This is a genomic window from Collinsella sp. CLA-ER-H7 (genome assembly GCF_040092345.1).
Taxonomy (GTDB): Bacteria; Actinomycetota; Coriobacteriia; order Coriobacteriales; family Coriobacteriaceae; genus Collinsella.
In genome coordinates this window covers 29104-41907 of record NZ_JBBNLT010000002.1, presented here as the reverse complement: position 1 = coordinate 41907, position 12804 = coordinate 29104, and the positions used below count along the sequence as shown (strand labels likewise).

General features: G+C 65.7%; 10 protein-coding genes. All 10 read left to right on the top strand.

Annotated features, from left to right (window positions below; translation table 11 throughout):
• The first annotated feature begins 71 nt into the window (after positions 1 to 71).
• The 10 genes from AAAX75_RS01560 (at position 72) to AAAX75_RS01515 (ending at position 12759) form a co-directional block, all read left to right on the top strand.
• Positions 72 to 620, top strand: coding sequence for a hypothetical protein (locus tag AAAX75_RS01560; protein ID WP_015760598.1), 549 nt, complete (start codon positions 72 to 74; stop codon positions 618 to 620).
• Complete coding sequence (locus AAAX75_RS01555; RefSeq protein ID WP_015760599.1) at positions 617 to 2449, top strand: VirD4-like conjugal transfer protein, CD1115 family; 1833 nt, start codon at positions 617 to 619, stop codon at positions 2447 to 2449. The genes AAAX75_RS01560 and AAAX75_RS01555 overlap by 4 nt, the downstream gene beginning before the upstream one ends.
• Positions 2450 to 2641: 192 nt before the next feature.
• Positions 2642 to 2857, top strand: a complete 216-nt coding sequence (locus tag AAAX75_RS01550; protein WP_015760600.1) for a hypothetical protein — start codon at positions 2642 to 2644, stop codon at positions 2855 to 2857.
• An 18-nt stretch (positions 2858 to 2875) separates the two neighbouring features.
• Complete coding sequence (locus AAAX75_RS01545) at positions 2876 to 3283, top strand: PrgI family protein (RefSeq protein ID WP_015760601.1); 408 nt, start codon at positions 2876 to 2878, stop codon at positions 3281 to 3283.
• A complete protein-coding gene (locus tag AAAX75_RS01540) occupies positions 3267 to 5777 on the top strand; it encodes a VirB4-like conjugal transfer ATPase, CD1110 family (RefSeq protein WP_114551465.1) in 2511 nt (836 codons plus the stop codon). Before AAAX75_RS01545 ends, AAAX75_RS01540 begins: the two co-directional genes overlap by 17 nt.
• Positions 5770 to 7344, top strand: a complete 1575-nt coding sequence (locus AAAX75_RS01535) for an NlpC/P60 family protein (protein ID WP_349090858.1) — start codon at positions 5770 to 5772, stop codon at positions 7342 to 7344. Before AAAX75_RS01540 ends, AAAX75_RS01535 begins: the two co-directional genes overlap by 8 nt.
• A gap of 15 nt (positions 7345 to 7359) precedes the next feature.
• Positions 7360 to 8067 (top strand): hypothetical protein, encoded by a 708-nt coding sequence (locus AAAX75_RS01530; RefSeq protein ID WP_015760604.1) that lies wholly within the window; start codon positions 7360 to 7362, stop codon positions 8065 to 8067.
• 14 nt (positions 8068 to 8081) lie between these two features.
• Positions 8082 to 9068, top strand: coding sequence for a hypothetical protein (locus AAAX75_RS01525; RefSeq protein ID WP_015760605.1), 987 nt, complete (start codon positions 8082 to 8084; stop codon positions 9066 to 9068).
• A gap of 128 nt (positions 9069 to 9196) precedes the next feature.
• Positions 9197 to 9673 carry a hypothetical protein gene (locus tag AAAX75_RS01520; protein WP_015760606.1) on the top strand — a complete coding sequence of 159 codons (477 nt, stop codon included), beginning with the start codon at positions 9197 to 9199 and terminating at the stop codon, positions 9671 to 9673.
• A 17-nt stretch (positions 9674 to 9690) separates the two neighbouring features.
• Positions 9691 to 12759 (top strand): VaFE repeat-containing surface-anchored protein, encoded by a 3069-nt coding sequence (locus AAAX75_RS01515; protein WP_015760607.1) that lies wholly within the window; start codon positions 9691 to 9693, stop codon positions 12757 to 12759.
• Positions 12760 to 12804: the final 45 nt, after the last annotated feature.

Genomic DNA, 12804 nt, shown 5'->3' with positions numbered 1-12804 from the left:
TCACCCCGCCTTCTCTGTTTTCGGAAAGCGACTGGGACAGTCTGTCCCACCAAGAGGAAGGGACAAGAAGCATGACAAACGACTTCGGCGACGACTCCGGAGAGAAACTCGTCGACTGGATGATCCGCATAGGTCAGGATGCCGGCGAGGCGGCCATGATGGCCAGCGGCGAGCGGCTCGCATCGGCATTCAGGCGCGCCCGCGGCGAAGACGCAATCGAAGGCGGGGCCGAACCTGGCCGCAGCGTGGCCGAGTGGGCAAAGCTCGACCTGTCCGAATTCACAGCGCTTCCCGAGTACGAGACCATCCGCCAGGCCATCGACGAGAAACTCTCGCGCGAGGGCATCCGACACGAGTTCGCGCCCATGCCGGAGGGCGAGCATCTCGTCTTCATGGTCGAGGATGCGCCCGCAGTGAACGAGGCTTTCAAGGACCTCGAGAAGACCACGCGCGCATCCGCCCAGCGCGCGGGAAAGGAACTCTCGCAGATGCGCGAGCGTATCAAGGGCGAACCCATCGCGGAGAAGGCGGCGCGCGCCAGGGAGGCGTCATCCCGACTGGAGGCCGCCAAGGGAAAGTCGCGCGAGATGTCGCGCGGCGTCGAGACGAGGGCGAAATGAGGCCGCTTGCGCAGGCGCTCGCGGCGGGTGCCGCAAGCGCCGCCTGCTTCTGCGCCGGAGACGCGCTCGCGGCTGCGGCCGCCGCGTCGGGGTTCCCCGCATGCGACGCCCCAGTCCTGCTGTCGGCGATTCCCGAAACGGGGCTCGCGGCGGAGCCCATGGCGCTTGCCGTGGGCCTCATGGCCGCATGCATACCCTGGGCGGTCTGGGCGCGCAGCCTCGTGCGCGCGGGCACGTACCGCCAGGGCGAGGAGCACGGCTCCGCCCGCTGGGGAACCCTCAAGGAGGGACGAGCGTTCATGGACAGGAAAGACAAGGCGAACAACATCCTGCTCTCGAGGGACTTCGCGCTCGCGCTCAAGCCGAAGCGCTTCGACCTCAAGCACGACCGAAACCGCAACGTCTGCGTGCTCGGCGGCCCCGGATCGGGCAAGACGCGCTACTACGTCAAGCCCAACCTCATGCAGGCAAACGCCGACTTCCTCGTCACCGATCCCAAGGGAACCCTCCTCGGCGATGTCGGCTGGATGCTCGAGGACGCCGGATACGACATACGCACCTTCGACACGACCGACTTCTCCCGCTCGATGCACTACAACCCGCTTTCATACGTGAAGGACCAGGCCGACATCCTCGTCTTCGTGGAGTGCCTGATCAAGAACACCACGCCCGACGACCGCAAGGGGTCGGACCCCTTCTGGGAGAACTCCGAGCGCCTGCTCTACACGGCGCTGGTGGCCTACCTCGTCTACCACGCGCGACCCGAGGAGAGGGACCTCAACTCCCTCATGCTGCTACTGAGCCTCGCGGAGGCGCGCGAGGAGGACGAGTCCTACATGAGCCCGCTCGACCTCATATTCGAGGAGCTCGAGACGGGCATGCGCTTCATGGAGCGCGGGCGCGGGCGCGAGGCGCGGGAAGAGCGCCCCTTCGATGACGGGGGCGACTGGGGCTGGGTCCGCATCGCCGAGCCCCGCGACCCGGAGGAGGACTTCGCGCTGTCAAACTACCGCGCCTTCAAGGTGGCGGCCGGGAAGACCCTGAAGTCGATCATCATTAGCTGCAACGTGCGCTTGAAGCCCCTTTCGGTCGATGCGGTCTCCGATCTCGTCGCATACGACGAGATGGCGCTCGACTCTCTCGGCTCGGGAGAGGGCAGCCACGCCATCTTCGCGAGCATGTCGGACTCGGACTCGACTTTCGACTTCCTCTTCGCGCTGCTCATGTGGCAGGCCACGAGCGTGCTCTACAAGACGGCTCTCGCTCGCTTCGGGGGCTCGCTCAAGCGCCCCGTGCACTTCCTGCTCGACGAGTTCGGCAACATCGGCACGGTGCCCGACTTCGAGCGCGTCATCGCCACGGCCCGCTCGCGCAACGTGAGCTTCAGCATCATCCTGCAGTCGGCCAGCCAGCTCGAGCGCGCCTACAAGAAGGAGGGCGCGAAGACCATCCTGGACTGCTGCGACACCGTGGTGTTTCTCGGCGGCAAGTCGACCGAGACCAACGAGATGATCTCCAAGATGGTCGGCAAGCAGACCGTGAAGGTGCTCACGGAAAGCGACTCGAGGGGCGCGAACCGCTCCACCACCCAGAACTACAACGTGATCGAACGCGACCTCATGACGCCCGACGAGGTGGGAAGGCTCCCGCGCGACGAGTCGATCGTGCTCATCAGCGGGACCTACCCCCTGAAGGGCGCGAAGTACCGCATCGAGGAGCATCCCTCCTATCCCGAGGTGGACCCCGGGCATGCGGGCGCGAGGCACGAGGAGCGTTTCGACTTCAAGGAGTACCGGGAAAGGAGAGGCGGTGATGCGCCCATGAGATGAGAGATGGGACGGCGGGAGCCGACACTCCCTTGACAAGCGCGGCGCGGCCAGCTTCCACACAAGCCCGCCGCGCGCCGTCCCGGATGCAAAGGGGCGCGAGATGCGCTCCACGACCAATTGTACCAACCGGGGCGGCCGCCTCAAACCCAACCGTTGCGGCCGCCCACAAGCAAGACATGCAAAGGAGCCAAGATGCTCTCAAACATCATCGGACTCGTCTCCGGCTGCGTCACGTTCCTAGGGGGTTTCTTAATCGTCTGGGGCGCGGTGTCGCTCGGCCTCGCCATCCGAGAGCAGCAGGGAGGCGCTCAGATCGCCAGCGCGATCTCGACCATCGCTGGCGGGGCGATCATAATCGCCGCCGCCATCTACTTCGGCCAGCTCGACACGTCCTGGCTCCCCGCCTAAGGGAAGGAGGATGTGCAAATGCTATCCGTAAGGGTCCAGAAGGACATCGGCGAGTACACCGAGAAGATCGTGGGCAAGCTCTCCGCGCGCACGCTCGCGTGCCTCGCAGGCGGACTCGCCTCCGCCGTCGGAGCCGCGGCGCTCTGCCAGTTCGCCCTCGGCATCGAGGTGCGCGATGCAGCCTTGCCGGTCATGTGCGCATCCATGCCGTTCTGGCTCGCGGGGTTCTGGCGGCCCCATCACATGAAATTCGAGAAGTTCGTCCCGCTCTGGCTCGACTTCAAGCTCGAGGACCAGAGGATCCTCTACCGCTCCACACCCGTGCTCGAGGGTGCGCAGACCTCTCCCGTGCCGGGACGCCCTTCGCGAAAGGCCAAGCGCAAGGCGAAGAGGAAGGGGGCGGAGGCGAATGCTGCTGTTCGATAAGACCAATAAGAAACCCAAGGAAAAGGAGGCGGCGGCACGCAAGGGCAGGCTGCCCGTGCGCGGCGCGCATGCCCGCACGACGAGGCTCGAGGAAGAGGAGAAGAAAGTCGAGCAGGCGGCGCGCCGCAAGAGGCGCGCGCGAGCCGAGGCCAAAGACGTCCTTTCCGCGATCGGCTACGACGCCATGTACGCCGACGGGACCGCGCAGGTCGAGGAGGGCCTCTTCAGCCAGACCATCGAGTTCGGGGACATCAGCTACCAGTCCGCGCGCGAGGAGAACCAGCAGTCGGTGTTCGCGGCGATGAGCGAGCTCTACGACTACTTCGGCTCGGAGACCTCCGTGCAGCTCACCATAACCAACACTCCCATACCCGAGCGCGAGATCGGGCGCAAGCGCTTCTTCGAGAAGAGCGACCCGCGCGTCGACGAGTACGTCGAGGAGTACAACCGCATCCTCAACGACAAGATGCGCGAGGGGGTCTCCAACCTCGTGCGCCACCGCTATCTCACCTTCCTCGTGGGGGCGGACGACCTCGATGCCGCAGCGCCCAGGCTCGCCCGAACCCGCGGCGACTGCATGCAGACGCTCGCCCGCATCCGCTGCGAGGCGCGCATGCTCGACGGGGCAGAGCGCCTCGAGCTCGTCCAGTCACAGCTGCGGCCGAAAGCGGAGTTCACCTTCTCGTGGGACAAACTGTCCCAGCTAAGCGGGCTTCGCACCAAGGACCTCATTGCGCCCTCGGTGCTCGACTTCAAGCCGGACGGGCGCGCCGACTGCTACCGGGCGGACGGCACCTGGTGCCGCGTGCTGGTCTTCCGCGGATTTGGCAGCGATCTCGAGGACGACTGCATCGCCAACGTCGTAGACCTGCCGATGCCGCTCAACGTCACGCTCCACATCCATCCCATGGGCAAGGCCGCCGCGGTGGCCTACGTGAAGAAGCGCATCGCCTGGATGGACAAGGAGGTCATCGACGAGCAGATGAGCGCGGTCAAGAAGGGCTACGACTTCTCCATCCTGCCTCCCGAGCTCTCGCACTCCAAGGAGGAGGCCGAAGAGCTCCTCGACCAGCTCCAGAACAAGAACCAGCGACTGTTCACCTACACGGGGCTCGTGTTCACCTACGCGGACACGGCAGAGGCCCTCGACCACCAGACCCGCCAGATCATGGCGGCGGCGCGCCAGCGCTCCATCGAGGTGGAGCCGCTTTCGTACCGCCAGCGCCAGGGCATGAACTCGATCCTGCCTTTGGGGCTCAACCACGTGGAGGTTTCGCGCTACATGACGACCGCGCAGATCGTCATACAGATGCCCTTCGCCTCCCAGGAGCTCAACCAGGAAGGCGGCGGCTACTACGGCCAGTCCAAGCAGTCGGGCAACCTCGTCATCTGCAACCGCAAGAAGCTCGCGAGCCCCATGGGGTTCGTCTGCGGCAAGCCGGGCTCGGGCAAGAGCTTCAGCGTCAAACGCGAGATCATGAACACTATCCTGGCCTATCCCGACGACGAGGTGATCGTCTTCGACCCGGCGGGCGAGTACGCGCCGGTCGTGGAGCCCGCGGGCGGGACCTGCATACGCTTCTCGCCGGACACCGACACGTTCATGAACCCCTTCGACCTCTCCGACGTCGCCGACAAGGCCAACCAGGCGCAGCTCGCCTTCAAGATCGACGCGATACTGGCACTCTCGAGCGCGACCATGGCAGAGGGGCGCGAGGGGCTGCCCGAGGCGGACAAGTCGATCATCAGCCGCTGCGTGGAGCTTGCCTACATGCGCTGTGAGGGCAAGGGGCGCCTGCCCGTCCTCGGCGACTTCTACGAGCTGCTGCTCGAGCAGGAGGAGCCCGAGGCGCGCGACATCGCGCTTCGCTACGAGCGCTACGTGAAGGGGGCGCTTTCGTTCTTCAACCACCAGAGCAACGTGGGTTTCACCAACCGCATCACCAACGTCGACTTCAAGGACCTCTCGCAGAACATGAGGGTCTTCGGCATGCTCACGGCGCTGGAAGCGGTGCGCAACCGCATGTACGCGAACTTCGAGCGCGGCGTGACCACCTGGCTCTACATCGACGAGGTGCAGAGCCTCTTCGGGCACCCGGCGATCATCAGCTACTTCTCCAAGTTCTGGGCGGAGGGCCGCAAGTTCAACCTGATCTGCACGGGCATCACGCAGAACTCGACCTACATGCTCGAGCACGAGGACGCCCGCAACATGGTGCTGAACTCGGATTTCGTGCTCCTGCACAAGCAGAGCCACCTCGACCGCAAGAGCTGGGTCGACCTGCTGGCCCTCTCGGCCCAGGAGGAGGGCTACATCGACGACTCGATCAAGGCCGGCGAGGGCCTCCTGGTGGCGGGAGGCGTGCGCGTGCCGCTCAAGGACGACTTCCCGAAGGGCGCGCTCTACGACCTGTTCAACACCAAGCCCGAGGAGATCGCCCAGATAAAGCGCGCCCAGGCGTTCGCGCGGGCCCGGGAGGGCGGCGATGCCTGAGAGCGCGGCGACATACTCGGACGGATCGGCACGGCTCGAGGCGGCAAGCCGCGAGCAGGCGCGTGCGCTCGGGATGGACGACCGGCCAGACGCCATCTCGGCGGGGATCGTGAAAGGATCGACCGAGCGCGCGGGCGAGGTGCTCTCATCGAAGGGCGAATCTCCGGGGCGGGGCAGGGCGGACTTCGCCGAACCCTCCCCTGTCGGTGCGGGCAGGCCGAAGGTGAAATCCCGCCTCGCCGCCCAGGCCAAGGGGAACCTCAAGCGCGCGATCGCCGATGCCGCCGCGTCCGAGGCGGACGACTCCGAGGAGCTCTCCGGCATCGGACAGGCGAGCAACACCTTCCGCGGCGCACGCTCCGTCATCGCACGGCATTCCGCCTCCAAGAAGGCTACTGCCGCCTCGAAGCCTAAAGGCCCGCTGAAAGGGGCCGCAAAGCATGCCAAGGCGGGGGCCTTCGGTCAAGGCGCTGCCGCGAAGGCCCGGCATGCGGCCGTCAGCCAGGCATCTGCCGGGGCTGCGAAGGCTGCGGCATCCGCCGGCGGCAAGGGCGCGGTCGTGAGCGCGGGCTCGTCGGTTGCTGTCCCCGTGGCGGGCGTGCTCGCGGCGATCATGGCGTTTTTGCTCGCCGTGCTCGCAATCTCCCAGATCGTGAGCGCCCTTTTCGGGTTCTGGGAAAACGAGGCGTCCAAAGCCTCCCTCGAGGGGCTGCCGCCCTACATCACCTACGAGATGGTCGAGGAGGCGCTCGCGTGTCAGGAGGAGTACGGGCACCCCGCAGGATGCACGATCGCGCAGATCATCGTCGAGTCGGGGCAGGGCGACCACCTCTCGGGGCTCGCCACGCAGGACCACAACCTGTTCGGCATGAAGTGGTCGAGCTCGTATGCGCTGTGCGAGGAGGTCGCGGGGAAGAGCTCGTGGAGGACCGGCGAGGAGTACGGCGGCGAGCAGGTCACCATCACGGCGGACTTCATCAGCTTCGTCGGCGACGCGGAGTGCATCCGCTTCCGCAGCCGCGTCTTCCTGCAGGCCGATCGCTACGCGTCAAACGCGCTCATACGCGAGGCGATTGCGAACCACGACTCGGACAAGATGGCCGAGGGGCTCAAGGACGCGGGATGGGTGACGAGCTCGAGCTACGTCGAGAGCCTGAAATCCACCATGGAGACCTACAACCTCTACCGTTTCGACGGCATGAGCCTGGAGGACTTCAGGTCCGGGGCGGTCTTGGCAGATGCGATCGTCTCCGCCGCCTACAGCCAGCTCGGTGTCCCCTACGTGTGGGGCGGGACGACCCCGGGCGTCGGCCTGGACTGTAGCGGGCTCACCCAGTATTGCTACAAGCAGGCCGGCATCTCGATACCGCGCAACACCGAGGCCCAGTACGCGCAGGGAAAGAAGATCGCGCTCTCGGAGGCGCAGCCCGGCGACATCCTCTACCGCATGGGGCATGTCGGCATCTACATAGGGGGCGACCGCTACATCCACGCGCCCCATCGGGGCGAGGTCGTGAAGATCGCAAGCGGGATCTCGAGCTTCACCTGCGCCCTGTCGTATCGATAGACAAGGAGCAAGAAGATGGACAAGAAGACGAAACTGATGGCCATATGCGCCGCGGGCGCCGCAGCGATCCTGATAGGGGCAGGGCTCGCGCGTTGCGCGATAGAGCCGAGCGAACCCGAGGCCGTCGTTCCCGTAGAGGAGCGAAGCCAGAAGATAGAGAAGGCGGACGAGTCGCTCGCGGGCTATGCGGGCACCACCTGGGAAAGCGAGGACGGAGCGTGCACGCTCACGCTTTCCGACTCGACGATCGTCGAGTCTGGAGAGGCCGGGGTGCAGGTGATGTACTACGAGGTGCTCTCAGAGGAGTCCGCCGACGCTGGCGTCTCGGCGCAGATATCCTTCACGCGCTCGGCGGGTGAGGCCGCCTCCCAGACACTGCTCTCCATAAGCGATGCGGGAGGCCGAAAGAGCATCTCCTGCGACGCGTTCTCGCTGTCGAAGAACTACCTCATCGCCGAAGGCTCCGATGCCGGGCTCGAGCTTGCCGCGCACCCCTCTGAGCTAAACGACCTCCTCGATGCCGAGGATCCCGAGATCGCCTCCGCCATCGCGCAGAGGGCGTCGATCGCATCCCCGACGGCGACGCTCGCCACCTGGGACGGCGAGGTCTACATCGACTGCAACGAGGACGTCCTCACAACGTCCTTCCACCTGAACGACGCAGCATCGACGATCGTTCAGCTCTCCCTAGACCGCGCGAGCGGGGAGCTGAGCGCGCTATGAGGCGGGTGGCGACGATGATCTCAGACAGGCGCTTCCGCATCGCGTTCGCCTCCACCTTGCTCTTCGCGACGCTCATGCTCGTCCCGGCGTCTCCCGCCTACGCGAGCATCGCCGACGACGTGAACGCATGGCTCGCCGGGCTTCTGCGGGATGCGTGCAATTGGATGTTCACCAACCAGGTGGCGGTGCTCTCGAGCATCGGCTACGAGGGCATCATCGGCGCGGACTTCTCGCAGATGCTCACGACCGCAGGAGATGTCTCCATGTACGACATCGCGCGAGGGGTCTGGGACGCCGCAGTGCTTCCCATCGGATGCGGGGTGCTCGGGCTGGTGTTCACGGTGAAGCTCATCCAGATAAGCCAGCGCATGGACGGCAACGCCTCCTTCCCCGGCGTGAAGGAGGTCGTCTTCCTGCTGGTCTTCTTCGCGGTGTTCCTGTTCCTCATACAGAACAGCTTCGAGCTCATGGAGGCGATCTACTCGGTGGTGGGGCTCGCCATCGACCGCACGATGGCGCTTTTCGGCGCGGGCGGCGCGATGGACCTCTCTGCCGTGAGCGTGGTGACCGAAGACGACGACGTTCCGGCCCTCATCGCGCTGCTCCTGGTATCCGTCATCAGCTGGGTCGTGGTGCTCGGGGCCTACATCGTGGCGCTCGTCGTGTGCTGGGCGCGCGCCATCCAGCTCTACGTCATGGCGGCGTTCGGCCCGATCCCGCTCTCGCTCATGGCGCTCGACGACACGCGCCAGATAGGCATCGGCTACCTGAAGAACTTCACCGCGGTGTGCCTGGCGGGGCTCATCATCCTGATCCTGCTCGTCGCCTTCCCGCTCATCCTGGGCGGGCTCACCGGGGCGAGCACCTCGACGGGAACCCCCATCGACGGCATCGCGACCGGGCTCACCTACGCGCTCCAGTACCTGGCGATGTGCGTGCTTTTGATCCTGTCGCTCGTCAAGAGCGGCGCTTGGGCGCGCGACATCGTATCCGGGGTTTGATCTTGTCGGAAGGATCTCTGAAAGGGGGTGATCGCCTTGGACGGCTGAGGGGCTTTCGACGGTACGGACAGGCAGGCGGGCTTCCACATCGACAACCGCCTGCGAGGATGCAAAGAAAGGGGCATGGAATGCCTGAGAAGAAGAACACCTACCTCACGCTCCACAAGAACTTCGTGCGGACCGACATCGAGTACACCGACCGGGAGACCGGAGAGGTACGCACCTTCAACTCCGTGACGCTGCCGAAGGGCACGGTGGTCGACGGGGTTGACGTGAGCTACTACCAGTTCAGCCCGATGTTCGTAAACGAATCCCGCTACCGCGGCGAGAACTACCGCGACATCCCGCTTCTGACGGATCGCGAGGTGTGGCTCAAGAAAAGCGTGCTCGACGAGGACGGCCAGCCGGTGCTCGACGAGCGAGGAAAGCCCGCCAAGGACATCGTGCGCGTCATGCCGGCGCAGATCAAGGAGGCGCTCGACCGCAACCGCAGCGAGTACCTGCAGAGCCTCTCCGAGAAGGCGCGCGGCGCGCGCGAGGGCTCGGAGCGCCTGGGAAACGGCGATAGGCGCGCCGCCCAGAGCCGCGAGAGCATCGCGATGTAGGAGGAGGTGCGCGAGAAATGAAAGAGAAGACGATGGAGAGGATAACCTCCTCGAAAATCGTGCGGGTCGCCATGGCGATGGCGCTCGTGCTGTCCGTCGCCATCGTCCCGACCAAGGCATATGCCTCCGGGAACGTGAACGTCTCGATCGGCAAGAGCATCCCCTATGCCGGATACGAGACGACCCAGATGAGCGCCAACGGCAACGACGCCTACTGCATCGAGCCGTCGCGCTCCACGCCCGATGCGGGAACCTATCCGACGAGTGAGGCGGGAGATCTGGCGGCGGCCATGTGGTTCTCCTATGGGGCACCCGGCTTCGACGCGTCCATGTGGCCCAGCTCCTGGTACGACGGAAGCGGCATGGACGAGGACAAGTACCGCGTGGCGAGCCACATCCTGCTCTCGTACGCCAACCTGGGATCTGCCGCCGAGGCGACCTACGGCACGAGCGCCGAGTTCGCCTCCTGGGCGGAGCGCGAGATCGCGGGCGACGTGTGGAGCCAGGTCAACGCACGTGCGAACGAGGTCTCCACGGGATTCTCGGCCATCAGGATCCATGCGGGATCAGACGCCCAGACGCTCGCCAGCTTCACGTGGGAGCGCGGCGGCGTGAAGATCGCCAAGGTCGATGCGCAAGCCGGCGCAGGCGAGCAGGGCGACGCCTCGCTCGAGGGCGCCGAGTTCGCCATCGTCAACGCATCGGGGATGAACTCCTACGTGAACGGCCACAGCTACGCAGACGGCGAGACGGTCATGACCATCTCCACCTCCTGGGACGGCTCGGCCTACACCGCGCAGACCGCGAGCGACGCGCTGCCGTGCGGCACCTACCGCATCGTTGAGGCGAACGCTCCGGAAGGCTACCTTCCCTGGGAAGGCGAGCTCGGGTTCGCCATCGAGGGCGACGGCCAGGTCGTCGACCTTTCCGGCGACCCCGTGCATGACGACGCGATACGCGGCGGCGTGCAGGTGACCAAGGCCGACGCGGAGCTCGGCGAGTCCGAGGCGGTCGGCGGGAACGGGCATGCAGCAGAAGGCGTCGGCACGACGCTCTCCGGCATCGAGTTCGCCATAACGAACGCCTCCGAGAACAAGGTCCTCGTAGGCGATGCCTGGTACGAGCCGGGCGAGGTCGTCGCCGCCATCGAGACCGAGTGGGACGAGGAAATCGGCTCCTACATCGCGAAGACCGCGCCCGACGCGCTGCCCTACGGCACCTACACCATCCAGGAGACCGCGACCAACGACTCCTACCTGCTCACCGACGGCGAGCCGAAGACCTTCGAGATCCGGACCGACGGCCTTGTCGTGACGGCGGACGCGGAAGGCGGCGAGCTCACCTTCTACAACCAGGTCGTCCGCAACGACCTCAAGCTCTCCAAGAAGGCCGAGGACACCAACGCGAGCCTGCAGGTTCCCTTCGCCATCTCCAACGTGGCGACCGGCGAGACGCACGTGCTGGTCACCGACCGCAACGGCCAGGCTTCGACCGAGGCGAGCTGGAACAGGCACACCGCCAACACCAACGGAAACGACGTCCTGCTCGAAGCCGACCGCATCACGGCCGGTATGATGGACCCGTCGGCGGGCATCTGGTTCGGGCTGGGCGAGGACGGCTCGTCGGCTCCCGCCAACGACGCGCTCGGCGCGCTGCCGTACGGCCAGTACACGCTCGAGGAGCTTCCCTGCGAGGCGAACGAGGGCTACGAGCTCGTGACCAAGGCCTTCTGGATCGAGCGCGACTCCGGCGTGGCGGAGGCCGTCTGGATGACGCTCGACGACCAGGAGGGGCCGAGGATCGGAACGCGGGCAACCGAAGTGGCCGACGGTGACCAGATCGCCCAGGCAAACGAGCAGACGACGATTGTGGATACCGTCTACTACGAGAACCTCGAGTTCGGAGGCACGTACACCCTCACGGGCACGCTCATGGTCAAGTCCACCGGCGAGCCGCTGCTCGACGCCGAGGGCAATCCCGTGACCGCCACCAAGGAGTTCACGGCGAACAACACGAACGGGTCGGTGGACATCGAGTTCACCTTCGACGCGAGCCTGCTCGCGGGCGAGGACGTCGTGGCCTTCGAGAGCCTCGTGAAGGATAGCATCGAGGTAGCAGTCCACGCAGATATCGAGGACGAGGGCCAGACGGTCCATTTCGTCGACATCGGCACCACGGCGGCCGACGCCGCCGACGGCGACAAGCTCGTGACGGGCTCCGAGGTCATCATCGCTGACGAGGTGGCCTTCGAGGGTCTGACCCCTGGAGGCTCTTATACGCTCGAGGCGACGCTGATGGATGCCGAGACGGGCGAGCCGCTGAAAAGCGGCGAGGGGCTTCTCGCGACTGACGTGGCCGCGACCGTCGAGTTCACGCCCGAAGCTGCCGAGGGTACCCAGACGGTAGAGCTCTCATTCGATTCCTCCGGCCTCGGCGGTCACCGCCTGGTGGTGTTCGAGAAGCTGCTCGACGCCGAAGGCACCGTCCTCGCGGTGCACGAGGATATCGAGGACGAGGGCCAGTCCGTCACGGTCGTCGAGATCGGCACCACGCTCGTCGACGCCGCCGACGGCGACCACATGGTCGAGAACGGGACGGTCACCGTCGTGGATACCGTCGAGTACAAGGGGCTCGTCGCAGGAGAAACCTATACTGCCCACGGCACCATCATGGACAAGGCGACTGGCATGCCCCTTGAGGACTCGGAAGGCAATCCGGTGACCTCAACCGCGGAGTTCGTGGCGGAAAGTTCTGAGGGAACCGTAGAGATCACCTTCGAGTTCGATGCTTTCCAGCTCGAGGAGGGCGCCTCCCTCGTGGCGTTCGAGGAGGTGCTCGACGTGAACGGGAACGTCATCGCGGTACATCAGGACCTCGAGGACGAGGGGCAGACCGTGGTCGTCGACAACCCCGAGACTCTCGGCACCCCCTACGACAAGACGGGAGGCGACCTGCTTCCCGTATGGGTTCTGATCAGCGCCTTGATCCTCTGCGGCGGCGCTGCGGGCGCATACGCGCTTCGCGGCCGCATCCGTCGAAACGCATCAGTTGGCGAGGGATCCACTGACGAGGGTCCCGAGAAGTAGCCGGGTCCCGGTCGATCGAAGAGGGCGGGGCGGCGATGAGCCTCC